General features: G+C 63.9%; 21 protein-coding genes. 9 read left to right on the plus strand and 12 right to left on the minus strand.

Annotation, left to right across the window (positions count from 1 at the left end):
* Positions 1-14: 14 nt before the first annotated feature.
* The 3 genes from M2375_RS10710 to M2375_RS10720 all read left to right on the plus strand — a co-directional run bounded on the left by M2375_RS10710 (position 15) and on the right by M2375_RS10720 (position 3,269).
* Entirely contained in the window at positions 15-1,406 is a 1,392-nt protein-coding gene (locus tag M2375_RS10710) for an ethanolamine ammonia-lyase subunit EutB (RefSeq protein WP_259165919.1), read from the plus strand.
* An 8-nt stretch (positions 1,407-1,414) separates the two neighbouring features.
* Entirely contained in the window at positions 1,415-2,275 is an 861-nt protein-coding gene (eutC, locus tag M2375_RS10715; RefSeq protein ID WP_259165920.1) for an ethanolamine ammonia-lyase subunit EutC, read from the plus strand.
* A gap of 70 nt (positions 2,276-2,345) precedes the next feature.
* Entirely contained in the window at positions 2,346-3,269 is a 924-nt protein-coding gene (locus M2375_RS10720) for an MBL fold metallo-hydrolase (protein ID WP_259165921.1), read from the plus strand.
* Positions 3,270-3,313: 44 nt separating this feature from the next.
* On the opposite strand, the gene M2375_RS10725 is transcribed toward M2375_RS10720, so the two are convergent.
* Entirely contained in the window at positions 3,314-5,365 is a 2,052-nt protein-coding gene (locus tag M2375_RS10725; RefSeq protein WP_404979308.1) for a transglycosylase SLT domain-containing protein, read from the minus strand.
* A gap of 248 nt (positions 5,366-5,613) precedes the next feature.
* On the opposite strand from M2375_RS10725, the gene M2375_RS10730 reads away from it, so the two are divergent.
* Positions 5,614-6,195, plus strand: coding sequence for a 5-formyltetrahydrofolate cyclo-ligase (locus M2375_RS10730; RefSeq protein ID WP_259165926.1), 582 nt, complete (start codon positions 5,614-5,616; stop codon positions 6,193-6,195).
* A gap of 105 nt (positions 6,196-6,300) precedes the next feature.
* Positions 6,301-6,984, plus strand: a complete 684-nt coding sequence (locus tag M2375_RS10735; protein ID WP_259165929.1) for a glutathione S-transferase family protein — start codon at positions 6,301-6,303, stop codon at positions 6,982-6,984.
* A gap of 58 nt (positions 6,985-7,042) precedes the next feature.
* Here M2375_RS10735 and M2375_RS10740 read toward each other — a convergent pair whose 3' ends face one another.
* Positions 7,043-8,092, minus strand: a complete 1,050-nt coding sequence (locus tag M2375_RS10740) for a hypothetical protein (RefSeq protein ID WP_259165932.1) — start codon at positions 8,090-8,092, stop codon at positions 7,043-7,045.
* A gap of 226 nt (positions 8,093-8,318) precedes the next feature.
* Entirely contained in the window at positions 8,319-9,218 is a 900-nt protein-coding gene (locus tag M2375_RS10745) for an amino acid ABC transporter substrate-binding protein (RefSeq protein ID WP_404979309.1), read from the minus strand.
* 152 nt (positions 9,219-9,370) lie between these two features.
* On the opposite strand from M2375_RS10745, the gene M2375_RS10750 reads away from it, so the two are divergent.
* Together M2375_RS10750 and M2375_RS10755 are read left to right on the plus strand one after the other, a co-directional pair.
* Complete coding sequence (locus tag M2375_RS10750) at positions 9,371-10,237, plus strand: MurR/RpiR family transcriptional regulator (RefSeq protein ID WP_259165934.1); 867 nt, start codon at positions 9,371-9,373, stop codon at positions 10,235-10,237.
* 27 nt (positions 10,238-10,264) lie between these two features.
* Positions 10,265-11,536 (plus strand): multifunctional CCA addition/repair protein, encoded by a 1,272-nt coding sequence (locus tag M2375_RS10755; RefSeq protein ID WP_259165941.1) that lies wholly within the window; start codon positions 10,265-10,267, stop codon positions 11,534-11,536.
* Between the two features lie 32 nt (positions 11,537-11,568).
* Here M2375_RS10755 and M2375_RS10760 read toward each other — a convergent pair whose 3' ends face one another.
* Genes M2375_RS10760 through M2375_RS10770 form a run of 3 tightly spaced genes read right to left on the minus strand, consistent with a single transcriptional unit; the run spans position 11,569 to position 16,442 of the window.
* Positions 11,569-13,197, minus strand: a complete 1,629-nt coding sequence (locus M2375_RS10760) for a SpoVR family protein (RefSeq protein WP_259165943.1) — start codon at positions 13,195-13,197, stop codon at positions 11,569-11,571.
* Positions 13,194-14,462 carry a YeaH/YhbH family protein gene (locus M2375_RS10765; RefSeq protein ID WP_259165944.1) on the minus strand — a complete coding sequence of 423 codons (1,269 nt, stop codon included), beginning with the start codon at positions 14,460-14,462 and terminating at the stop codon, positions 13,194-13,196. Before M2375_RS10765 ends, M2375_RS10760 begins: the two co-directional genes overlap by 4 nt.
* Before the next feature lie 57 nt (positions 14,463-14,519).
* A complete protein-coding gene (locus M2375_RS10770; RefSeq protein ID WP_259165946.1) occupies positions 14,520-16,442 on the minus strand; it encodes a PrkA family serine protein kinase in 1,923 nt (640 codons plus the stop codon).
* 475 nt (positions 16,443-16,917) lie between these two features.
* On the opposite strand from M2375_RS10770, the gene M2375_RS10775 reads away from it, so the two are divergent.
* A complete protein-coding gene (locus M2375_RS10775; RefSeq protein WP_259165949.1) occupies positions 16,918-18,855 on the plus strand; it encodes a PhoX family phosphatase in 1,938 nt (645 codons plus the stop codon).
* A 91-nt stretch (positions 18,856-18,946) separates the two neighbouring features.
* On the opposite strand, the gene trxC is transcribed toward M2375_RS10775, so the two are convergent.
* The 6 genes from trxC to M2375_RS10805 all read right to left on the minus strand — a co-directional run bounded on the left by trxC (position 18,947) and on the right by M2375_RS10805 (position 23,781).
* On the minus strand, positions 18,947-19,384 hold the full coding sequence (gene trxC / locus M2375_RS10780; RefSeq protein ID WP_259165951.1) for a thioredoxin TrxC: 438 nt from the start codon (positions 19,382-19,384) through the stop codon (positions 18,947-18,949).
* Positions 19,385-19,453: 69 nt separating this feature from the next.
* A complete protein-coding gene (locus M2375_RS10785; protein ID WP_259165959.1) occupies positions 19,454-20,314 on the minus strand; it encodes an endonuclease/exonuclease/phosphatase family protein in 861 nt (286 codons plus the stop codon).
* A gap of 63 nt (positions 20,315-20,377) precedes the next feature.
* Positions 20,378-21,100 (minus strand): SDR family oxidoreductase, encoded by a 723-nt coding sequence (locus M2375_RS10790; RefSeq protein WP_259165960.1) that lies wholly within the window; start codon positions 21,098-21,100, stop codon positions 20,378-20,380.
* Between the two features lie 36 nt (positions 21,101-21,136).
* The gene (locus M2375_RS10795; RefSeq protein WP_259165962.1) at positions 21,137-22,138 is read right to left on the minus strand and encodes an NADP-dependent oxidoreductase; all 1,002 of its coding nucleotides are present in this window, start codon (positions 22,136-22,138) and stop codon (positions 21,137-21,139) included.
* 51 nt (positions 22,139-22,189) lie between these two features.
* Positions 22,190-22,813: a TetR/AcrR family transcriptional regulator gene (locus tag M2375_RS10800; protein ID WP_259165963.1), complete on the minus strand. Its 624-nt coding sequence runs from the start codon at positions 22,811-22,813 to the stop codon at positions 22,190-22,192.
* A 101-nt stretch (positions 22,814-22,914) separates the two neighbouring features.
* Positions 22,915-23,781 carry a LysR family transcriptional regulator gene (locus M2375_RS10805; RefSeq protein WP_259165964.1) on the minus strand — a complete coding sequence of 289 codons (867 nt, stop codon included), beginning with the start codon at positions 23,779-23,781 and terminating at the stop codon, positions 22,915-22,917.
* A 219-nt stretch (positions 23,782-24,000) separates the two neighbouring features.
* Here M2375_RS10805 and M2375_RS10810 point away from each other — a divergent pair, with 219 nt between their 5' ends.
* Positions 24,001-25,023, plus strand: coding sequence for an agmatine/peptidylarginine deiminase (locus tag M2375_RS10810; protein WP_259165966.1), 1,023 nt, complete (start codon positions 24,001-24,003; stop codon positions 25,021-25,023).
* The last annotated feature ends 10 nt before the right edge of the window (positions 25,024-25,033 follow it).

Here is a 25,033-nt window from a genome sequence, read left to right on the forward strand (position 1 = left end):
AAGGCCCCTGCCCCATGCCCTATTTCCATACCGTTGGCGCAGAGCGCCATGTGTTCGCCTCGCTGCGTGAGCTGATGGCCAAGGCCACCCCTGCCCGCTCGGGCGACCACCTGGCCGGCGTTGCGGCCCGCCATGACACCGAGCGCGTCGCCGCGCAAATGGCCATGGCGGATCTGCCCCTGGCCCACTTTCTGCAAGAAGCGCTGGTGCCCTATGAGAGCGACGAGGTCACCCGCCTCATCATCGACAGCCATGACCGCGAAGCCTTTGCGCCAGTCGCGCACCTGACGGTGGGTGGCTTTCGCGACTGGCTGCTGTCGGACGCCGCCAACGAAGCCAGCTTGCGCGCGCTGGCACCCGGCCTGACCCCAGAGATGGTGGCGGCCACCTCCAAGCTCTGCCGCAACCAAGACCTAATTTTGATCGCGCAGAAATGCCGCGTGGTCACCCGCTTTCGCAGCAGCATCGGTCTGCCCGGCCGCATGTCCACGCGGCTGCAGCCCAACCACCCCACGGACGACCCCTCGGGCATTGCCGCCAGCCTGCTCGACGGCCTGATGTACGGCAATGGTGACGCCGTCATTGGCATCAACCCGGCCAGCGACAGCATCGCCGCCGTCAGCACCTTGCTGTACATGCTCGACGAGGTCATCCAGCAGTACCAGATCCCCACCCAGTCCTGCGTGCTCACCCATGTGACCACCAGCATCGAGGCCATTGGCCGGGGTGTGCCGGTGGACCTGGTGTTCCAGTCCATCGCCGGTACGCAAGCTGCCAACCGCAGCTTCGGCATTGACCTGGCCCTGCTGCAAGAGGGCTATGAAGCCGCGCAGAGCCTGGCACGCGGCACGGTCGGCAACAACGCCATGTACTTTGAGACCGGCCAGGGCAGCGCGCTGTCGGCCGGCGCCCACCATGGGCTGGACCAGCAGACCTGCGAAGCGCGCGCCTATGCGGTGGCGCGCAAGTTCGAGCCACTGCTGGTCAACACCGTGGTCGGCTTTATCGGCCCCGAGTACCTCTACGACGGCAAGCAGATCATCCGCGCTGGGCTGGAGGACCATTTCTGCGGCAAGCTGCTGGGGCTGCCGATGGGCTGCGACATTTGCTACACCAACCATGCGCAGGCCGACCAGAACGACATGGATGTGCTGCTGACCCTGTTTGGCGTGGCCGGCATCAATTTCATCATGGGCATTCCGGGCTCGGACGACATCATGCTGAACTACCAGACCACCTCCTTCCACGATGCGCTCTACCTGCGCAAGACCCTGGGCTTGCGGCCCACGCCGGAGTTTGAGGCCTGGCTGCAGACCATGGGCATTGCCCAAGCCGGCGGCCCGGGCCTGCGCCTGGCCGAGGACCTGCCCGCACCCTTTTCGCAAGCGCTGGCCCAGCTCAATTGAAGTTCTTCATGTCCCCACGCCCTTCTGCCCCAGCAGCCCTGCCCGCCCCGGCCGAGCCCGCCAGCCCCGCCGTTACCCCCAACCCCTGGGAGCGCCTGCGCCAGTTCACCAGCGCCCGCATCGCGCTGGGCCGCGCCGGCACCAGCCTGCCCACCCGCGCCCATCTCGACTTTGCCTTGGCCCATGCCCAGGCGCGCATGGCCGTGCACACCGAGCTTGACATGGATGGGCTTGCGGCCGGGCTGCAAGCGCTGCACACCCAGCCGGTACTGCGCCTGCACAGCGCAGCCCAAGACCGCCCCACCTACCTGCAGCGCCCGGATCTGGGCCGGCGCCTGAGCGCCGAGTCGCGGGCTCTGCTCCAGGGCCTGCCCGCCGCCAAAGCCGATATGGCGTTTGTGGTGGCCGATGGCCTGTCGTCGCTGGCCATCGAGCGCAACGCCCTGCCTTTTCTGCGCCAGATGCTGCCGGCCATCGCTGAGCAATGGCATATCGGCCCGATCTGCCTGGTGCGCAATGCACGCGTAGCGCTGGGCGACGAGATTGGCGCGGCGCTGGGCGCCTCGCTGGTGGTGGTGCTGATCGGCGAGCGCCCGGGCCTCAGCTCCCCCGACAGCATGGGTTTGTACATGACCTGGCAGCCCCGCCCGGGCATGACCGATGAGTCGCGCAACTGCATCTCCAATGTGCGCGAGCAAGGGCTGAGCTATGCCCAGGCCGTCCACAAGCTGCACTACCTGATGCAGCAGGCGCGCCAGCGCCAGCTCTCGGGCGTGCCGCTCAAGGACGAGTCCGACACGCTGGCCGCGCCCCAAGAGGCCCGCCAGGCCTTCATGCTGGGCAGCACCGGCTCGCAAACGCCCCGCTGACGCCTGGGTGCCAGCGCCAGACACACCGCGTCTGCTAGGCTGGTGGTCTTGCCCCTTCGCCTGCGCCACCATGTCCGCCTCCACCGCTTTGCTGCCCGCCGATCTCCAGTTCATCGAGCGCGGCTGGCTGTCGGCCAATAACACGGTTTTTACAAGCGGAGTGACAGCGGTGGTCGACACCGGTTACTGCAGCCATGCCGAGCAGACGGTGAACCTGGTCGAGGCCAGCTTGCAGGGCGTGCCGCTGCAGCGCATCGTCAACACCCATTTGCACAGCGACCACTGCGGCGGCAATGCCGCCTTGCAGCAGCGCTGGCCCCAGGCCCGCACCAGCATTGCGCCCGGCCATGCACAGGCGGTGGCCGATTGGGACGAGGCCCAGCTGAGCTACCGCCCTACCGGCCAGGACTGCCCGCGCTTTCAGATGGACGAGCTGCTGCAGCCCGGCACAGAAATCGAGCTCGGTGAACAGCGCTGGCAAATCCATGCCGCGCCTGGGCATGACCCGCATTCGGTGATCCTGTTCGAGCCCGCCTCGCGCATCCTGATCTCGGCCGATGCGCTCTGGGAAAACGGCTTTGGCGTGGTCTTTCCGGAGATCGAAGGCACAGCGGCCTTTGACGAGGTAGCGGCCACCCTGGATGTCATCGAGCGCCTGCAGCCCCTCTTGGTGCTGCCCGGCCATGGCAGTGCATTCAGCGATGTGGGCAGCGCCTTGCACACGGCCCGCCAGCGGCTGGAGCGCTTTGTGCAAAGCCCCGAGCGCCATGCCCTCTATGCCGCCAAGGTGCTGCTCAAGTACAAGCTCTTGGAATGGCAGCAGCTGCCGCTGGTGGAGATCAACCGCTGGCTGGCCGCCACGCCCTACTACGGGCTGCTGCACCAGCGCTACTTTGCCGACCAGGACCTGGCGCAGTGGCATGCATCACTGGTGGCTGACCTGGAGCGCTCGGGTGCTGCCCGGCGTGAGGGCGAGCTACTCATCAACCAGTAGGCACGCCCCCGCAGCGCCATGCGGCACTGCGGAATAGCGACTGGTCAGGGCAGCTCTTTGGACAGGTCCGGCTCACCCTCGGGCTTGGGGCCTACCGAGCCCAGACGGGCGCGCAGGGACTGGGGCTGGCCCGTCAAAATGGCCGCATAGCTGGTGGTGTTGGCCAGCACCTTTTTCACATAGTCCCGGGTTTCGGCAAAGGGCACGTTCTCGGCCCAGATGGCGCCATCGAGCACCGGGCCATTGCGCCAGTTGCGTGGCCGGCCGGGGCCCGCGTTGTAGCCCGCAGCGGCCAAGGCCATCGAGCCATCAAAATCATCCAGCGCCAGCTTCAGGTAGGCAGTGCCCAGGGTGATATTGGTGTCGCGGTCATTGATGCTCGCGGGTGTGAAATCGGTCATGCCGATCTTGCGGGCGGTCCAGCGGGCAGTGGCAGGCATGATCTGCATCAGACCCGAGGCACCGACGCCCGAGCGGGCATCCATGATGAAGCGGCTTTCCTGGCGGATCAGGCCATAGACATAGGCGGGGTCCAGGCCAATCTCGCGCGAGCGGCTGACCACCGCATCCTTGAAGGGCATGGGGTAGCGCTGGCCGACGTCGACCACCGTCTTGGTGCGCTCGCTGGTGTTGATGCAGCGGTCCCAGATCTGGCGCTGGCAGGCCAGCTCGGCGGCCGCCAGCAGCTCGGCATCGTTCATGCCGCCGCGCTGGTGCAGGTTGGTCATGTAGTTCCATTCGCGCACCCCTTCACTGCGCAGGCCCAGCTGGATCGCATAGAGCGCACGCGCCAGGCCCGCATTGCTGCGCACCAACTGGCGCGCCTGCTCGTCAATGGCAGCGGGCTGGGTGGCGATGACGATGGGCTGGCCGAGTTCCTCCTGCGCCAGCTGCTCGTAGAAACCTTGGGTGCCGGCAATCTTCTGCAACAGCTGGCGCGACTGCTGGGTCTGTGCCTCGCTGATGCGCCCCGCCTGCAAGGCCTTGGCCTGCCAGTACATCCAGGTGGGGTCCTCGCGCTCCTCGGCGCTCATGGCCTCGATGCTCTTGCGCACCTGCAGCCACTGGCCGGCCCGCAGCGCGGCGCGGGTCTTCCAGGCCAGCAGGTCGTCGCTCAAGTTGGCTTCCTTGCCCACCTTGGCAAAGCTGGCCAGTGCGTCGGGCGACAGGCGCGTGGCCTGCGTCTTGCCGATCACGCCCCAAACCCAGTCGCGGCGCGGCTGCGACAGCAGCTCATTCCAGCGGCTGTCCATCAGGGTGGCGGCACCCTCGGGGTTGTCCGCCGCGATCTTGATCAGCGCCAAGGTCGCCAGCTCCTGCTGCTCCGAGGACTGGGTCTTGGGTTTGGCGGTCAGGTACTTGCTGGGCGACTGCAGCATGCTGGCAAAGGCAGGCAGTTGCATAGGCGCTACCACCTCGACGGCGGCCCGGGCCGCACGCGGGCGGCTCGTCTCCATGGTCTGGCGCGCCCTGCGCCAGATGTCATCGGCCTGCAGGCCGCCGGCCGAGAACAGCTCTGAGGCCGCCAGATTGCAGCCGTCTTCCGAATCGCGCTGCGCATACCAGTTGTTTTTGACCGTGCTGGCCAGCGGTTCGCGCTGGCCGCCCTTGGCCAGGTCGATCACCGCCGCATAGCAGCGCAGCTCGCGGTCGTCGCCCATGCGGAACGCCGGGTACATCGCATTGAAATTGCTCCAGTCTCGGCGCTGGCCCAGCAGGCGCAGCCAGTCGTTGCGCAGGCGGTCTTCCTGGTAGGTGCCGGCCCAGCGGGTCAGGAAGGCCTGCACATCATCCTGCGTGGCCTCATTCAGCCGGGCGCGCAGCTCCCAGTAAGCAGCCCAGGGCTCGAGCACATGGCCGCGCGCATTGGGCAGCAGCTGCGTGAGCTTGTTTTTCTCGCGCTTGCGAAAGGCTTGCTGCATCTCGACGATGACATCGTCGTTGACCATGCCGCTGCTGACCGACGGGCTCGATTGCAGCTGAACCGGCGTTTGTACAGGTGCTGCGCCTTGCAAAATAGTCTGGGCTGCGAGCGGGACCGTGCCACTGACCAGCAGGGCCGCTATCCAAGGGGTAAACAAAACATTCCTACGCATAGCCGCTCCAGGTTGCAAGAAAGCGGCGCTATCCAGCGGCGCCAGGGTGAACCCTAAAATCATACACACCGCTAGGCCTGCACACCGTCTCCAGGGCTGCATTCTTCGGCATCCGCTTACACGCACTTACCCAATCGCCCCCAGCCTGTAAAAAAGATACCTAGTTTTCACGGTAACCCATTTGCCTGCGACCTCACTTTTGGCTGTCAGAATGGCTGACCCAGCGTGTTTCTGTAGGGATATTTGCAATGGATAAAAAAGCCGTGCGCCAAGCGCTCATCGAACAGCGTCTGCATATGCCCGATCGCCTGGAGCGCGCCGAACAGCTCCAGCAGGTGCTGCGTTTTTGGCTGATGGAACGCCAGGATGCCGTGATCGGCGCCTACTGGCCGATCAAGGGGGAGTTTGACCCCCTGCCCGCGCTGCACCGCTGGAAGGAAGACGGCGCACTGATGGACGAGCCCAAGCTGCGCCGCATCGGGCTGCCCGTGGTCAACAAGCAGCACAAGACCTTGAGCTTCCACGCCTGGTACCCCGGCTGCCCCATGGAGATGGACGCCTACGACATCCCCAAGCCGCAAAACACCGAACTGGTCGTGCCCACCTTGCTGTTTGTGCCCTGCGTGGGCTATGGCCCGGGCGGCTACCGCCTGGGTTACGGCGGCGGCTTTTATGACCGCACCCTGGCTGCGCTTGAGCCGCGCCCGTTCACGGTGGGCCTGGGCTTTACCAATGGCTTTGTCGATGACTTCGAGCCCGAAGCGCATGACCTGCCGCTGGACGCCATCCTCAACGACAACGGCGTGGTCTGGCCCCTGAGCGAATCCTGAGAGGGGGCAGGGCTGCAGACCCCTGCCACCCCGCGCAAGTCCCCCTGTGGGGCCGCGCATACGGTATAAAACCGATGGCGTTTAATTCACTGAATGGTCTAGATCATGCTGCAGCTTTATATCGGCAACAAAAATTATTCCTCCTGGTCCATGCGCGCCTGGGTGCTGCTGCGCCAGGCCGGCATCCCTTTCGAAGAGAAATTTGTCCGCTTCGACGGCTTTGACAGCCAGTCCGAATTCAAACGCACGATGACGGCGCTCAGCCCCACCGGCACGGTACCGCTGCTGCGCGATGGCGATACCAGCGTCTGGGACAGCCTGGCGATTGCCGAATATGCGGCAGAGCAGTTCCCCGAGAAACAGCTCTGGCCCCAGGACAAGGCAGCCCGCGCCAGCGCGCGCAGCATTTGCGCCGAAATGCATGGTGGCTTTACCGCCCTGCGCAGCGCCTGCCCGATGAACATCGAGGCGGACTTGGCCGAGGTCGGCCGTATCGTCTGGCGCGACAACGCCGCCGTGCGCAAGAATGTCGAGCGCCTGTGCAGCATGTGGAGCCACCTGCTGGCCCAGCATGGCGGCCCCATGCTGTTTGACCAGTTCAGCATTGCCGATGCCTACTACGCACCGGTGTGCTCGCGCCTCAAGACCTACCAGCTGCCCGTACCCGGCGAAATTGCGGCCTACATCGAGCGCGTGCACCAGCTGCCAGGCGTCAAGGCCTGGATCGATGCGGCGCTGGCCGAGCAGGATTTTGTGGCGATGGACGAGCCTTATCGGGCTGAGCGCTGAGCACGGTCCCCAGCAAACCGCGCCTGACGCTGCCCTTCGGGTGTCAGACGCGTTTTAATCAAAAAGCTTGGACAGGCCGGTACACGCGCGCATCCAACGGCGCATTGATGCTGATGAGGTATGCAAAGCGCTCGTCCTCCGGCAGCAAGCCCTGGATGGACTCAAACAACGCCGCGTGAGTCAGGTTCTGGCGCATCAGCGCTTCCACTTGTGGCGCATCCGTCGTCCATGCACTGCGGCGCAAAGCGCGCTCGGCCACGTCGTCGGCATTCAAGGGGCCATAGACATAGACCAGTTCATGGGCGATGGCCTGCCACTGCGCCGCTGACACCTGCCCACTGCGCAGCACATGGTCTTGCATGGCCTCCTCGGTGGCGGCTTGCTGGCTCTCGCGTTGCGCATCGTAGGCCGCCTGCCATTGCTGCTCGGTCAGCGCAGGCACTTCGTTGCCCAGGGCTGCAGCATCCTGCATGGCCATACGCCGCCACTGCGCCAGGCCCGGCATGGGCAGCGACAGCTGAAAGTCCATCATCTCGGCATACATGCGCGTGTTGAGCTGGCGCAGGTTCTGCGGTGTAGCAGCCACCACCGCAGCTTGCAAAGGCCGGGCTGCGAGCCACTGGGCCAGCTCCTGCATGGGCGTGTGCTGTGGAAACTGCTGGTACTGGATATGGCGGGGATAGTGCTCCGCACGAAACACCGGGTTGGTGCCAGCCCCCAGCGCAGCGCCGTTGTCGTAAAAACGGACCAAGTCCGTGCAGAAGTAACGGTCCGCCAACTCCAGCACCAGCGCAAGGCTGCCGTTCTGCGCATGGGTGCCTGCCCAAACCTTGACACTGGGCATTTCGTCAATCGTGTAACGCCCGGCCGATGCATAGCCCAAGCTCTTGAGTTGATGCATGACCTGGCGCACCTGCGGGTCCGTGAACTGCAGTTTCTCCAGCTGCATTGTGATGCGCGGCACCACGCCTTGCTGGGCGCTGCCAAGGGCCTGCGCATGCTTGAGCATGCGCGAAAAATACCAGCGAATGCCGAACTTCAGCAGCACAAACAGACCCACAAAGGTCAACGCAACGGTGGCCAGCACCACGCCAATGGTTGTCCACATAAACCCCTCCCTCTTTGTAATACTACGGATTGGCGAGCCAGCCATAGGGCCGCACGCCGCGCCGAGCAGCATAACGAGGAAGCACCATTAACGCAAAGAACTCATAAGGTCCGTAAATACTGCGTCCCGATAAAGCGCTCCGGTTGCACACCATGTGGGAATATAAAAAGCGTCTACCGATGGCTCACCCGTCGGTAGACGCTTTTGTTTCAAAACCAATCAGTGCTCAAATCCCTTTGGACGAAGGATGCGCAAATGCATCCCGGGTTTCGGCGTTCAGCGGGTAGTTGATGTTGATGCCCTTGGGCGCAATCGGCGACATGAACCAGCGGTGGTAGAGCTTCTCCATCTCGCCCGACTGCATCAGGCCCGAGACGGTCTCGTCGACCAGCTGCTTGAAGGCGGGGTCGTCATTGCGCAGCATCAAGGCCTGGTTCTCGGTGCGCAGGCTCTCGCCCACAATTTCGTAGTTGTGTGGGTCACGCGCATTGGCGATCTGGCCGGCGAGCAAGATATCGTCCAGCACAAAGGCGGCGGCCTTGTCGCCCTGCACCAGCAAGAAGGACTCGGTATGGTCCTTGCCCGGCACATTGTTGATGTCCAGCTTGCTGGCCCGGTCGGCCTGGCGCAGCAGGCGGAACGAGGTGGTGCCGGTGGTGGTGGCCACCGACTTGCCTTGCAGATCGGCAATGCTCTTGATACCGGACTCCTTCTTGACCAGCATGCGCACGTTGTAGCGGAAGATGTCCGGCGAGAAGGCCACCTGCTTTTGCCGCTCCACCAGGTTGGTGGTCGAGCCGCACTCCAGATCGACGGTGCCGTTTTGCACCAGCGGAATGCGGTTGGCCGAGGTGACGGCCTGGTAGTTCACCTTCAGCGCGGGCAGCTGCAGCCGGGTTTTGATGGCATCCAGAATATGCGCGCAGATGTCCATGCTGTAGCCGATGGGCTTGAGATTGGCATCCAGGTAGGAGAAGCCGAACGAGGCCTCACGGTAGCCCAGGGTGATGGCACCCGCGCTTTTGATCTTGTCCAGCGTGCTGCTGCTTTGCGCCATAGCGCCCACCGAAACACACACCAGCGCAGCCAGAGCCACCGCACGCTTCACACCCGTTTTCACTTGCATATCCATGATCCTCCTGGCAACCCATCGGTGCCGGCCAATGCCTTGCGGCGTTTTAGAACTTTTGCTCCTTTTTTATTTTTTTTGGATCATATGTTCCATATCGCACAATAGCTACCCGTGATTTCCCTAAATCTGAAGAAAGACCAGCCGCCATGGGCGTAATCGACCAATTGCGAGACCGCTTTGCCTCCCTGAGCCCGTCGCTGCAACAGGTGGCGCGCTATGTGCTCGACCACCCCAATGAGGTGGTGACGCAATCGATGCGCAATGTGGGCCTGCATGCCCAGGTGCCGCCCACCACCTTGGTGCGTTTTGCCCAGACTTGTGGTTTTGAAGGCTGGAACCCGTTCAAGCAGGCGCTGACGGCCGATATGGGCCTGGCCAGCGAATCGGGCAACCAGTACGGCGAGCGCGCCCGCAGCCTGATGGGCCGCGCGCAGGACAAGCAGCTCACCGCCGAGATGTTTGCCATGCAGCGCAGCAACCTGGATGTGACCGAGCAGCACAGCGCAGCGCGCCTGACTGCCGCCGCCAAGCTGCTGGAGAAGGCCGGCCAGGTGCATGTCATGGGCATGCGTGCCTGCTTTCCGGTGGCGTTCTCGCTGGTCTATGTCTACCGTTTGTTCCGCCGCTCGGTGCATCTGCTCGAAGGCATGGGCGGCGTGCGTGAGATGCAGCTGCGCGCCATCGACCAGGGCGATGTGCTGGTCGCCATCAGCTTTGCGCCCTACTCGCAGGAAACCGTGCAGGCGGTCGAGCTGGCCCGCGCGCGCGGCTGCAAGGTACTGGCCTTGACCGACAGCCTGGCCTCGCCGCTGTCGCTGGCGGCCGATGAAACCCTGCTGTTTGCCGTCAACAGCCCGTCCTTCTTCCCATCGGTCACCGCCGCCCAGGCGCTGGCCGAGTCGCTGCTGGAAGTACTGGTCAGCCGCGCCGGCCCACAGGCCGTGGCCCGCATCGAGTCGGCCGAGGGCGAGCTGCACAGCAGCGGCGTCTATGTGCAACCGGTACGCAAGTAAAGCAAGTTACGCAGGTAAACTGCCGCGATGAATACTTATATGGTCGGCGGCGCAGTGCGGGATCGCCTGCTGGGTCTGCCGGTGAATGACCACGACTGGGTGGTGGTGGGCTCTACACCCGAGGCCATGCTGGCCCAGGGCTTTGTGCCGGTGGGCAAAGACTTTCCGGTGTTTTTACACCCGCGCACACATGAGGAATATGCACTGGCCCGCACCGAACGCAAGTCCGGCCGGGGCTACCGGGGCTTCAGCATTGCCACCTCGCCCGATGTGACCCTGGAGCAGGACCTGGCCCGGCGCGATCTAACCATCAATGCGATGGCCGCCCCGGCCGATTGGAATGGCCGCGACCCCGTCACCGACCCCTATGGCGGCCAGGCCGATCTGCAGGCCAAGGTGCTGCGCCATGTGACCGAGGCATTCCGCGAAGACCCCGTGCGCATCTTGCGCCTGGCGCGCTTTGCCGCCCGCTTCCATGGTTTCAGCGTCGCGCCCGAAACCATGGCCTTGATGCGCCAGATGGTGGCCGAGGGCGAAGTCGATGCCCTGGTGCCCGAGCGCGTGTGGCAAGAGCTGGCACGCGGCCTGATGGAGGCCCGGCCCTCGCGCATGGTCGAGGTGCTGCGCGATTGCGGGGCGCTCGCCCGCCTGCTGCCCGAACTGGACCGCCTCTGGGGCGTGCCCCAGCGGGCCGACTACCACCCCGAGGTGGATACCGGTATCCACGTGATGATGGTGCTGGACCGCGCCGCCCAGCTGGATGCGCCGCTGCCCGTGCGCTGGGCCTGTATTGCGCATGACCTGGGCAAGGGCACGACCCCTGCCGATGTGTTGCCGCGCCACATTGGCCACGAAGAGCGCAGCGTGGCGCTGGCCCGCGCCGTGCACCAACGCCTGCGCGTGCCCAGCGACTGCGCCGAGCTGGCGCTGATGGTTGCTGCCGAGCATGGCAACATCCACCGCAGCCCCGGCATTGCGCCGGCTGCCGTGGTGCGGCTGCTGGAGCGCTGCGACGCCTTTCGCAAACCCGAGCGCTTTGCCGACGCCCTGCTCGCCTGCCAATGCGATGCCCAAGGCCGGCTGGGGCTGGAGGACAAGCCCTACCCCCAGCGCGACGCGCTGCTGCGGCTGCTGGCCGTGGCGCAGGCCGTCAGCACCAAGGACGTGGCAGAGCGTGCCGCCCGCTCAGGCCGCAAAGGCGCGGAGATTGGCGCGATGGTGCATGAGGCACGCTGCCATGCGGTAGCGCAGGCCACAGCAGTGGACGCAGCAGCAAACCCTGCAAGCGGGCAGCCTTAAAACCTCAGCAGCCCAGCCGCGTGCCAGCGCAATCAGGCTGGCGGGGGCGGCACCGCGTGCAGCAGCACCGGCACCTCGCCATCGCCGTTGACGCTTTCCAGCTGCACGCCAAAGCCCCACAGGCGCGCCGCGTGTTTCAGCACCTCTTGCACGTCCTCGGCCAGCGGGCGGCCCTGGTACTGGGTGTGGCGCAGGGTCAGGCAGCGGTCGCCGCGCAGGTTCACGTTCCAGACCTGGATATTGGGCTCGCGCGCGCCCAGGTCGTACTGCTGCGACAGGGTCTGGCGCAGGTTGCGGTAGCCGTCTTCGTTGTGGATGGCGCTGACCAGCAGCTCGCGCTCGCTGGCGTCGTCATGGATAGCGAACAGGCGCATGTCGCGCATCAGCTTGGGGCTCAGGTACTGGCCGATAAAGCTCTCGTCCTTGTAGTTCTGCATGGCGTGGTGCAGCGCCGGCAGCCACGGCGTGCCTGCCAGATCGGGGAACCAGCGCCGGTCTTCGTCGGTCGGGTGTTCGCAGATGCGCTGTATATCGCGGTACATCGCAAAGCCCAGCGCATAGGGGTTGATGCCGCTGTAGGCGCGGTGGCCGGCGGGCGGCTGGTAGATGACATTGGTATGCGATGACAGCCATTCGATCATCACGCCGTCGGTAAGCCAGCCTTCGTCGTACAAGGTGTTGAGCAAGGTGTAGTGCCAGAAGGTGGCCCAGCCTTCGTTCATCACCTGGGTCTGGCGCTGGGGGTAGAAGTACTGGGCGATCTTGCGCACGATGCGCACCACCTCACGCTGCCAGGGCTCCAGCAAGGGGGCGTTCTTCTCGATGAAGTACAGCAGGTTCTCTTCTGGCTCTTTGGGAAAACGCTCCTGGTGCTGCGCCGGGCTGTTTTTGTCCGGCCGCGCCGGCAGGGTGCGCCACAGCTCGTTGATCTGCTGCTGGACATAGGCCTCGCGCTGCTCACGCTCGGCGCGCTCGCGTGCCAGGGTCTTCTTGGAGGGGCGGCGGTAGCGGTCCACCCCCAGGTTGGCCAGCGCATGGCAGGAGTCGAGCCACTGCTCCACGGTGGCGATCCCGTGTTTTTCCTCGCACTGGGCAATGAAGTCCCGCGCATAGAGCAGGTAGTCGATGATGCTGCCCGCATCCGTCCACATGCCAAACAGGTAGTTGCCCTTGAAGAAGCTGTTGTGCCCATAGGCCGCGTGGGCAATCACCAGCGCCTGCATCGCGGTGGTGTTCTCCTCCATCAGGTAGCTGATGCAGGGGTTGGAGTTGATGACGATCTCGTAGGCCAGGCCCATATGGCCTCGGCGGTAGCGGCGCTCGGTGGCCAGAAACTCCTTGCCATAGCTCCAGTGGCGGTAGCCCACGGGCATGCCCACACTGGCATAGGCGTCCATCATCTGCTCGGCCGAGATGACCTCCAGCTGGTTGGGGTAGGTGTCCAGGCCATAGCGCTCGGCCGTCGCGGCAATCGCCGCGTGGTAGCGCTCGATCAGCTCGAAGGTCCAGTCGCTGGGGTCGGGCAGGGGCTGCCTCGGTCGCTGGCCCGCAGGCCGGGGCGTGGCAGGCACCTCGCGCTGGGAGCGGTCACCGGAAAATGGGGCCTTCCAATGCTGGGAGCCCTTGCGCCGGGCCAGCACAGGGTATTGAGAAGGGTTCATACCGCTACCCCCTCCTTCTTGAACAGGTCACGAAACACCGGGTAAATATCGCCGGCCTCTGCCACCTTGCGCATGGCGAAGTGCGGGAACAGCGGCAAGAGCTGGCTGTATTCCTCCCAGAGGCTTTGCTCTTGCGGCACCACTTGCACATAGGCAAAGTAGCGCACCAGGGGCAGGATCTTGTCAGCGAGCAGGCTGCGGCAGTTGCCACCATCGTCGCCAAAGTTGTCGCCGTCGCTGGCCTGGGCCACGTAGATGTTCCAGTCCGCTACCGGGTAGCGTGCACGGATGGTCTGCTCCAGCAGCACCAGCGCGCTGCTGACCACGGTGCCGCCGCTCTCGGTGGAATGGAAGAACTCGTCCTCGCCCACCTCGGCCGCCTGGGTATGGTGGCGGATGAAGACGATGTCGATCTTCTCGTAATGGCGCGTGAGGAACAGGTACAGCAGGATGAAAAAGCGCTTGGCCAGGTCCTTGCGCGCCTGGTCCATCGAGCCCGATACATCCATCACGCAAAACATCACCGCCTGGCTGCTGGGCTCGGGGACCTTGGTGCGGCTGCGAAAGCGCAGATCCAGCGGATCGAGAAAAGCCACCTTGCCCATGCGCGCCTGCAGCCCGGCGATGCGCTGCTGCAGCTCGGCCAGGGCTTCGCTGGTGCCGTCGTCCTGCGCCAGCAGCTCAGCCAGCGCGTCTTCCAGCGCCTTGAGTTCGCGGTTTGGTGCCTTGGTCAAGGCAATGCGCCGGCCCAGCGCACCGCGCATGGTGCGCAGCACGGCCAGGTTGTGCGGCGTGCCATCGTGGCTGTAGCCGGCGCGGCGCGTCTTGTACTGCAAGGTGCTGGCCATGTGGGTGCGCAGCAGGCGCGGCAGGGCCAGGTCTTCAAAGAACAGCTCCATGAACTCTTCCTTGGTCAGGGTGAACGTGAAGTCGTCTTCGCCCTCGCCGCCGTCACTGGCCTGGGAGCCGCCACCGCCTGCGCCACCCTGGGGCCGGGCAATGCGGTCGCCTCGCACATGCTCGGTATTGCCCGGGTGCACGGTGTCGCGCACCCCCCCCTGCCCATGGTGAAAGCTGGGCTCCTGGATGTCCTTGCGCGGGATGGTGATGTTCTCGGCCTGCTCGATGTGCCGGATGTCGCGCTTGGCAACAGCGCGGCGCACCGCATCGGCAATCTGCGCCTTGTAGCGGCGCACAAAGCGCTCGCGGTTGCCTACCGACTTGTTCTTGCCGGCGAGCCTGCGGTCGATGATTTGCAATGCCATCTCTGCCCCCCATGCATGGCCCGGCACGTTCGGTGCCGGCTTGCCGTTCTCAATGCCTCAGCTGCTCTTGCGCACGCGCAGGTACCATTCGCACAGCAGGCGTACCTGCTTGGGCGTGTAGCCCTTGGCCTCCATGCGGGTGACGAAATCCTCGTGCTTGCGCGCGTCCTCGGCGCTGGCCTTGGCGTTGAAGCTGATGACCGGCAGCAGCTCTTCGGTGTTGGAGAACATCTTTTTCTCGATCACCAGGCGCAGCTTTTCGTAGCTGGTCCAGCTGGGGTTCTTGCCCTGGTTGTTGGCACGCGCACGCAGCACAAAGTTGACGATCTCGTTGCGGAAATCCTTGGCATTGGCAATGCCGGCGGGCTTTTCCACCTTCTCCAGCTCGGCGTTGAGCGCGTTGCGGTCAAACACCTCGCCGGTGTCGGTGTCGCGGTACTCGCTGTCCTGGATCCAGTAGTCGGCGTAGGTGACGTAGCGGTCGAAGATGTTCTGCCCGTACTCGCTGTAGCTTTCCAGATAGGCGGTCTGGATTTCCTTGCCGATGAACTCGGCGTAATGCGGCGAGAGGTACTCCTTGATGTAGCTGGTATAGCGGGTCTCCAGCTCGGCAGGAAACTGCTCGCGTTCGATCTGCTGCTCCAGCACATACATCAGGTGCACCGGGTTGGCCGCCACCTCGGTGCTGTCGTAGTTGAACACCTTGGACAGGATCTTGAAGGCAAAGCGCGTGGAGATGCCCGACATGCCCTCGTCCACGCCCGCGTAGTCGCGGTACTCCTGGTAGCTCTTGGCGCGCGGGTCGGTGTCCTTGAGGCTTTCGCCGTCGTAGACCTGCATCTTGCTGAAGATGCTGGAGTTCTCGGGCTCCTTCAGGCGCGTGAGCGCCGCAAACTGCGCCATCATCTTGAGCGTGCCCGGCGCACACACGGCACTGGCCAGCGAGGACTCGCGGATCAGCTTTTCGTAGATGCGTACTTCCTCGGACACACGCAGGCAGTACGGCACCTTGACGATGTAGACGCGGTCGAGAAAAGCTTCGTTGTTGCGGTTGTTGCGAAAGGCCTTCCACTCGCTCTCGTTGCTGTGGGCGAGCACGATGCCATCAAAGGGAATGGCGCCAAAGCCTTCCGTACCCTTGTAATTGCCCTCCTGCGTGGCCGTGAGCAGCGGATGCAGCACCTTGATGGGCGCCTTGAACATTTCGACGAACTCCAGCAGGCCCTGGTTGGCCAGGCACAGGCCGCCCGAGTAGCTGTAGGCGTCGGTGTCATCCTGGGCAAAGTTCTCCAGCTTGCGGATGTCTACCTTGCCGACCAGGCTGGAGATGTCCTGGTTGTTCTCGTCGCCGGGCTCGGTCTTGGCCACGCCCACCTGGCGCGAGATGCTGGGGTAGCGCTTGACGACCCGGAACTGGCGGATGTCGCCGCCGTACTCCTCCAGGCGCTTAACGGCCCAGGGCGAGAGCACATGGTTGAGGCAGCGGCGCGGAATGCCGAACTGCTCTTCGAGCACCGGGCCATCCTCCACCGCATCGAACAGGCCCAGCGGTGATTCGTTGACGGGCGAGCCCTTGAGAGCGTAGAACGGCACTTTCTGAATCAGGTACTTCAGGCGCTCGGCGATGGAGCTCTTGCCGCCCCCCACGGGGCCCAGCAGGTAGAGGATCTGCTTGCGCTCTTCCAGGCCCTGGGCGGCATGGCGGAAGAAGCTCACCACCTGCTCAATGGCGTCTTCCATGCCGTAGAACTCTGCAAACGCGGGATAGCGGCGGATCACCTTGTTGGCAAACAGGCGAGAGAGGTGCGGATCATTGCGGGTATCGGTCATCTCCGGCTCGCCGATGGCGGCCAGCATGCGGTGCGCAGCCCCCTCGTAGACCATGGGGTCACGCTGGCACAGAACAAGAAACTCGTCGAGCGACATTTCCTCTTCGCGCAGACGCACGTAGCGGGCGGCAGAGTTGCTGATGACATCCATACGACCTCCGTGGCGGCACCAAAGGGGCTGACCATGCCGCAAAGTTGTTAGGGACCCTCTGCAAAACTCCCGGTGGTGGTCTGAACGCGTCCATACCATTTAGCGAGGGTTTTGCAGTGCCTCCCTAGGCATCCGTTATCGTGACTTGGTTTTAGCACCTTACGTCCGCTTTGACCAGATCACATGTCCTACACAGGGATGTCCACAATGCAGGCAATATTTCTGGTTACGGCGCCAGCACCCGCGCCGGGCCTGAAAGAGGCCCGCAGACCTCCGGATTTGCACGCAGCGAGGGGCCGCCATTGCGGTGCCAGACGGCGCCCCCGCATCGTCATAAAAACGACACAGCAGCGTCATACCACTGCCATCCGAGCCACCGATACTCCGTGCGCACCACAGAGCATGTTGGCCCGGATTTCTCATGGGCCTCTGTGGTGCATCCAAACACCACATAACATCCCACGGAGTTACCGATATGAGCGCAGTGCTGACCTCGCGTCGCCGTCTTTTGCAATTTCTGGGCAGCGCACCATTGCTGCCTTTGTCCGGCTCCCTGTCTGCAGCAGGCCTGCTGACCGCCTGCGGCGGTGGTGGTGATGACGATGGCCCAACGGCCCCCTTCAAGTCGCTGAGCTTCTCCAACATGGCCGCGCCCAACCTGAGCAACCCGGCAGCGATGGCGACCACTTCGACCACCGCGGTGATGACCATTCTGTACGCCGACGACAGCAAGCGCGAAGTAGCGCTGGCCTATGAATCCTTCTTTGTCACCGGCGACATGGTGGCCGACGGCAAGGGCGGCAAGATCCTCGCTGGCGGCTACTACGACATCAACAACCAGCCCATCATGGACAAGTCGGTGCCCGGCAGCGAGCGCCATTTCTTCTCTGACTGCCCCGATGGCTCCTCGATCGTCCAGGTTGCCGATGCCAAGGTCGACGGCGTCAAGGGCAAGCCCGTGTTTGCCGTGGTGCAGTTCGAATACGCCTCCAAAGACCTGTCGGGCGCCGATGCCTACGGCACCCTGCCCTCGCCCATTGCCGTGCTGACCCTGGACCAGAACCAGGACACCGGCAAGCTGAGCCTGGTCAAGTACCACAACGTCGATATGTCCAAGGCCCACGGCCTGTGGATCACCTGCGGCGCCAGCCTCTCGCCCTGGAACACCCACCTGTCCAGCGAAGAGTACGAGCCCGATGCCTTCACCGCTGCCAGCTCGGCCCAGTTCAAGGCCTTCAGCAAGCACGTGTTTGGCAACGAGACCACGGCCAACCCTTACCACTACGGCCACCTGCCTGAGATCACCGTCAACAAGGACGGCACCGGCTCGGTCAAGAAGCACTACTGCCTGGGTCGCATCTCGCACGAGCTGATCCATGTGATGCCCGACAACCGCACCGCGCTGATGGGCGATGACTACACCAACGGCGGCCTGTTCATGTTTGTGGCCGACAAGGAAAAAGACCTGTCCGCCGGCAACCTGTATGTCGCGCATTACACCGATGTGCTGACCGACACCTCGACCGCCAAGATGGAGTGGATCCACCTGGGCCATGCCACCAGCGCCGAGATCGAAGCGCTGGCGAACAGCGTCAAGCCGACCGACATCATGGAGTCGCTGACCACCGACCCGAAAGATGCCAGCTACACCGCCGTGTTCCTGGACGGCAAGGCCGCCTGGCTCAAGCTCAAGCCCGGCATGGAGAAGGCGGCAGCCTTCCTCGAAACCCACCGCTACGCCAACCTCGTCGGCGGCTCGATGGCCTTTACCAAGATGGAAGGCACCACCGTCAACATCAAGGACAAGGTCGCCTACTCGGCGCTGGCCAACATCCAGACCTCGATGATCAACGGCGACAAGGCCTGGAATGCCAAGCACAACGTGAGCTTCCCCAAGACCGTGAAGGCGGGCGGCGTGCTGGCCCACAACCTGGGCGGCGGCATCAAGGACCGCCAGGGCGCCACCATCAACAGCGAATGGGTGCCACAGCAATCGCACATGCTGATGATGGGCGAGGACATTGCCGCTGACGCACTGGGCAACACCTCCAACCCTGACAAGGTCGCCAGCCCGGACAACCTGAAGTTCTCCGAAAAAATGCGCACCCTGTTCATCGGTGAAGACAGCGGCAACCACGTGAACAACTTCCTGTGGGCCTACAACGCCGACACCAAGCAGCTCTCGCGCATTCTGTCGACCCCTGCCGGCGCAGAATCCACCGGCCTGCATGCCGTGGATGAGGCCAACGGCTGGACCTACATCATGAGCAACTTCCAGCACCCCGGTGACTGGAGCGCGTTGCATGCCAAGATCAAGGACCAGCTCGATCCGCTGATCAACGCCAACTACAAGAACAAGTTTGGCGCCTCGGTGGGTTACCTGACCGGCACGCCACAAGCGGTCAAGTTGTAAGCCCGTTCAGAGAGCGCGTGGCCACTCGCGCGCTCTCTGCAAAAACAGCCATGCCATCCAACCGGATGGCATTTTTCATGGGCAAGCGCAGTTACAGAACCGACTGCAACCAGCGCACGATCTCGCCCGGCGGCATCGCGCCGGAGATGCGCGCGGCCTCATGCCCGCCTTTGAACACCACCATGGTCGGGATGCTGCGGATGTTGAAGGGCTGGGCCACATGGGGATAGGCCTCGGTATCGAGCTTGGCAAAGCGCAGCCGGGGCTCCAGCTGCTTGGCCGCCTGGGCGTAGCCCGGGGCCATCTGCAGGCAGGGGCCGCACCAGGGTGCCCAAAAATCGACCACCACGGGGATATGGTTGCGCCCCAGCTGCTTGGCAAAGCTGTCAGCATCCAGCGCCACCGGTTCGCCGCTAAACAAGGGCTGGTGGCAGCTGCCGCAATCGGGCTGCTGGGCCCACTGCGCGCGCTGCACGCGGTTGGTGGTATGGCAATGGGGGCACACAATGTGCAAGCTGTCTTCGGTCATGGGGCAATCTCCTGCTGCCCATCATAGGCAGCGATGCAAACGGCCAGTTGCAGGCCAGAGCCGCATATTTCAAGCCAGAGAGAGCAGCACCGGCTGGTGGTCGGACAGCTGCGTGGCGCTGTCGCTGTGCCAGGCCCGCACCTGGCCGCGCAGGCTGTCGCTGACCAGCACAAAATCACAGGCCACTGGCGCAGGGCCCCAAGTACGGTCAAACACACAGAAGGTGGCTGGCTGCGGTGCATTCCCATGCAGCAGCGGCCAGCTGTCATGCCACAGCGGCGAGCCATCGGCCTGGGCAGCCACCAGGGCGGCATAGGCGGCCTCGCCAGCGTGCATGTTGAAGTCTCCGCACAGCACCGCATGCGGGGTGTGCACGGGGGTGGTATAGGGCGTGGCAGCGGATGCAGCACCGGGCGGTTCCTGCAATTGCGCCAGTGCCTCAGCATGGATGGCCCGCAAGGCCTGCACCTGCGCCAGGCGTTGGCTGGGGCTGTGGTATTCCAGGTGGGTGCACATCACCCGCACCAGGCCCAGGGCTGGGTCGCGCACCGTTACCACCAGGCAGCCCCGGGGCATGCTCACTACGCCGGCCTCGGCCCGCCAGGGCAGGCGGTGCTGCGCTACCTCGGCCACCGGCAAGCGGCTGGCCACCACATTGCCAAAGCGGCGGCGCTGGCCGTTGGCATCAAAGCCATCGGTGGTGGCGCCAAAAAACAGCTGCCAACCCGGCAGCAGTGCCTGCAGCTGCGCCAACTGGTCACCCGGGGTACCCGCCAGCGCGCCGTGGCCCACGGCCACTTCCTGCAGGCACAGCACATCGATGCCGCCTGCGCTGTCGCCCATGGCCAGCGCATGGCGCACGATGCGCGCCGGATCGGCCAGGCCATCGAGGCCGCAGCACCATTGCACATTCCAGGTCAGTATTTGCATGTGGAGAACTTTGTGGATAACGGCAGCGCCGGTTGCCCAAGATTGTGCAGCAACCGCGATGCCTCAGGCAGGCACGGTGCTGGCGTGCTGCGGCAGGTAGCTCGGCCTGTCCGCCGTCATCCCGCTTTTGACGTGCTGCGTCAACGCATCGGCCAGCACCTCATCAGAGCCCGATTCGAGCGCATCGAGTGCGCGCCCCACGATCTCCTGCGGGCTGGACTTGGGCGCATCCAGCCCCCGTGTCAGGTCCGTATCCACATAGCCCATGTGCAGGCCCAGCACTTGCGTCTTTTGTGCGGCCAACTCATAGCGCAAGGAGTTGGTCAGCGACCAGGCAGCGGACTTGCTGGCCGAATAGGCGGCCAGCTCGCTGCCGTTTACCCACGATGCGACCGACAACACATTGAGCAGCCCACCGCCGCCCTGGGCCGCGAGAATGGGCGCAAAGGCCTTGCTCATGCGCAGCACCGCGAAGAAGTTGGTCTCGAAGATGCGCCGTGCGACCTCTTCGCTGTCTGCGGCAAGAAACCCGCCTGGCTGGGCGATGCCGGCATTGTTGATCACCAAGCTGACATCCGAGGCCTGCGCGGCGGCAGCCGCCACGTCCTCAGGGCTGTTGACATCCAGACGCAGCGGATAGACACCGGCTTGTGGGGTGATGGTGGCAGGATCACGCGCAGCGGCGTAGACCTTGCGGGCGCCCCGAGCGAGCAACTCGCGGACAAAGGCCTGGCCAATGCCCCGGTTGGCACCGGAGACAAGAACAACAGCGTTTTCAATTTTCATAGGAATCTCCAAGTTTTCTGAGGGGAGGAAATGCGCTCACTTGCGCTTGATGACGACTTTGCCTTTGGCATGGCCCGCGTCCACGTAGGCCAGTGCTTCGTTGGTGGCGTCGAACGGAAAGACGCGGTCCACCACCGGGCGGATAGCGCCGGATTCGATGAGCGCGGTGATCTCGCGCAGCTGCGGGCCATTCGCGGTCATGAACAGGAACGCGTAGCCAACACCCCGTTTTTGAGCCCTGCGCCGAATGCCCGCACTCAACATCCGCATCACCCATTGGACGAATCCGGAAGCAGCGATCGCTCTGCCGAAGTCGGGGTCGGGTGGGCCGGAAATGGAGATCAGCTTTCCACCGCTGTGGAGCACGCGCAGGGAGGCATCGAGCGTCTTGCCGTTCTGGCTGTGGAGCACCACGTCGTAGCCGTGCAAGAGGTCTTCGACGTGCTGCGCCCGGTAGTCGATGACGATATCCGCACCCAAACTTTTGACGAAGTCCGCGTTGGCTGCACTGGCGGTCGTGGCCACCGTGGCGCCCAGGTGCTTGGCCAGCTGGATAGCGAAGCTGCCCACACCGCCCGAGCCCGCTTGAATGAACACCTGCTGGCCGGGGGCCAATGCGGCTTTCTCGACCAGGGCCTGCCATGCCGTTAAACCCACCAAGGGGATGGAGGCCGCTTGCTCCATCGTCAGGCCCTGGGGTTTGAGCGCCAGTGACGCCTCTTTGACGGCTACAAACTCCGCAAAGCTGCCGATGCGCAAATCATCGAGCCGCGCATAGACCGCATCGCCCAATTTGAATTTGCGCACCCGCGCTCCGACTTGGACCACCACACCCGCCACATCGTGGCCCAAGATGAGGGGCAGGCGATAAGGCAAGATGCGTTTGAACTCGCCATGGCTGATCTTGGCGTCCAGCTGGTTGACGCCGGCGGCATACACCTCCACCAACACCTCATCCTCACGCAGTGGCGGCATACCGACATCTGCCAGCCGCAAGGCCGGCCGGCTGGCATAGCGGTCCAGAACAAATGCCTTCATATTTCTTCTTTCATATGACGATCATCATATTAAATGATAAAAAAAACAGCGCTATGCGCCAGGGGTGGCTTGAGCGGTCGGCGGAACCAGGTGGTTGAGCGCAGCTTCGCGCAGGCTGTCCGACAGGGCCGGGTCATCCACAGCGCGGGCCAGCAGCAGACTGCCCACCATGGTGGACAAGGTGACGAGTGCCTGCTCGTGCGCGCCGGCTTGCCCCCAGTCAGGCGATTGGCGGGCGATGAGATCCACCATGGCCTTGATGTGCTGGGTGGCCACGCGGCGCACTTCAGGGGCCTGGCGCGCGGTTTCGGAGCCCAGCGCTGCCAAGGGACAGCCTTGCTCCACAAGCTGCACATGCGCCTTGGAGAGATAGGCGCTGAGCATGGACTCCAATGCCATGGCGGGCGCGGCCTTGGCTACCATGTCAGCGACGGCTGCGGCAGACTCCGCACAGGCCTTGCTGGCGGCTTCTGCCAGCATCGCCTCGCGTGAGGCGAAATGGGCGTAGAAGGCGCCATGCGTCAGGCCTGCCTCCTTCATGATGTCGGCAACCCCCGTCCCGCCGTAGCCGCTGCGGCGAATGGCCCGGGCAGCCACGGACACAATACGCTCGTGCGTGGCTTGCTTGGCGGCGGCTCGGTCGTTGGTGGAAGTTTTTCGCATGATAGACATCATACCTAATTTTTTCGAAGTCCGTGCATGGCAGGGCTAAAGCCGCAAACCCGTGGTGCCCAAACCCTACACGTCCGACACGTCCGATAGCGCCCCTCGCCGTCTTAAAGCCGCTGGCCCTGCGCACTCAGCCATTGGAACACCTGCAAAACAGTGTCCGAGCGCGCGGGCCCCGCTACCCCTGACAGCCACCAGGTCGTGCCTGGCAAGCGGGGATAGCCAGGCAGAATCTGCAGCTGCCCGCGCGCAAGGCTGGCGTCCACCAACAGGCTTGGCAGGCAGGCCATGCCGCGCCCCTCCAGAACGGCATCCAGCACAAGGCGGGCATCATCGTAGATGGCAGGCTTGCGAAAGCCGTCCAGCGGCCCCAGAAACAGCGCGGCCGTCGCCTCGCTCGTCAGGCTTTCTTCCAGGCAAATCAAATCTGTGTGCAGGTGGTGCTGCGCTTGGGGAATAGCGCCCAGTTTCTCGGCGATGCCGGCAGGGGCCACCAGCAACCACTCGTCTTGCAGCAACGGCAGCTCCTGGAGTCCAGGCTGCAAAAGAGGCCGGTTGCTGATGGCCATGTCGACATCAATTTCATCGACAAAGCGGGCACTCTCATCCACCGACAGCACCAGGCACAGCTCGGGCAGCAGGGCCTGCAGCAGCGGCAACCTGGGCTGCAGCCAGCCATACAGCAAGGGCGCCGGGCACACCAAAGACACCAGGCCCGGATCCAGGTAGGTGGCAATGCGCCCCAGGCCGCTGCGCAGGACAGTCAGCGTGCGCTGAACGCTGCGCAGCAGCACTTCGCCCGCAACCGTCAACTCCACGCCACGCCCGGCGCGGCGGAACAGCGGCTGCATCAGCTGCGCTTCCAATTGCTGCACCTGGTGGCTGATGGCCGACTGGGTGACATGCAGCTCGTCCGCTGCACGCGAAAAACTGCCGTGCCGGGCCGCCGCCTCGAACCCCATCAACAGCTTCATGGAGGGAATACGCTGCTCAGACATATGAGAAATATTAATTAATTCTGACAAATCTTATCATTTGATCTCATACCTTTCGCCCGCCACAATACCAATTGGTCCGATAGTTCGGTGGTAGCAGACCCCATGTTTGGGGCAACAGGATGAGTGATGAAAACAGATCGAGATGCCATGCCCGACAGCACAAATACGGGAAACACAAGGGCAGCAGGCGGCCCGATGGCAGCCCCAAGCCGCCCGCTGGGCTGGTGCATGCCCGACGAGGTCGACGCCCACAAGGCGACGTGGATGGCTTACGGCGCGTCCAGCGCCATCTGGCCACGCGCACAAGTGGCGCAACTGCAACTGGCCCTCGTGCGCATTGCCAATGCCATTGCCGCTTACGAGCCCGTCAACATGCTGGTGCGCCCGGCAGACATGCAGGCAGCGCGGCAACTGCTGGATGCGAAGGTCACCCTGATTGCCGCCCCGCTGGACGACCTGTGGATGCGTGACACCGGCCCGGTTTTTGTGCGCAATGCCCACGGTGAGCGCGCTTGCGTGGGCTTTAACTTCAACGGCTGGGGCAACAAGCAAGAGTTTGGCCATGACCGACAGGTGGCCGCCTTGGTGGCTGCGCAGGCGCAGCTGCCGCTGCTCGCCACAACGCTGGTGCTGGAAGGCGGGGCCTTGGAGGTCGACGGCCAGGGAACGGCCATCATCACCGAGAGCTGCGTGCTGAACCGCAACCGCAATCCAGGCTGGAGCCGGGCTGATTGCGAAGCAGAACTGCAGCGTCTGCTCGGGATTCGCAAGGTGATCTGGTTGCCAGGCATCAAGAACATGGACATCACGGATGCGCATACCGACTTCTATGCCCGCTTTGTGCGCCCCGGTGTGGTGGTCGCCCACCGCGAGATGAACCCGGCTTCTTATGACTACGCGCTGACACGCCAGCATCTGGAGATACTGCAAAACGCCACCGATGCGGACGACCAGCCGCTGGAGGTGATCGCGATCGATGGCCCAGGCCAGATCCGGCCTGGGCACAATCCCAAGACATTTGCCGCTGGCTACATCAACTACTATGCCAGCAGCCAGGCCATCTTCCTGCCCGAATTCGGCGATGCCCAGGCCGATGCCCACACCAAGGCGCAGTTCGCGCAGCTCTACCCAGGACGGGCAGTGGTTCAAATCAACATCGACCCGATTGCCGCAGGTGGCGGCGGCATCCACTGCACCACGCAGCAGGAAATTAGCTAGGAGCCAACAG

The organism is Comamonas sp. BIGb0152 (assembly GCF_024809975.1).
Classification (GTDB): domain Bacteria; phylum Pseudomonadota; class Gammaproteobacteria; order Burkholderiales; family Burkholderiaceae_C; genus Comamonas.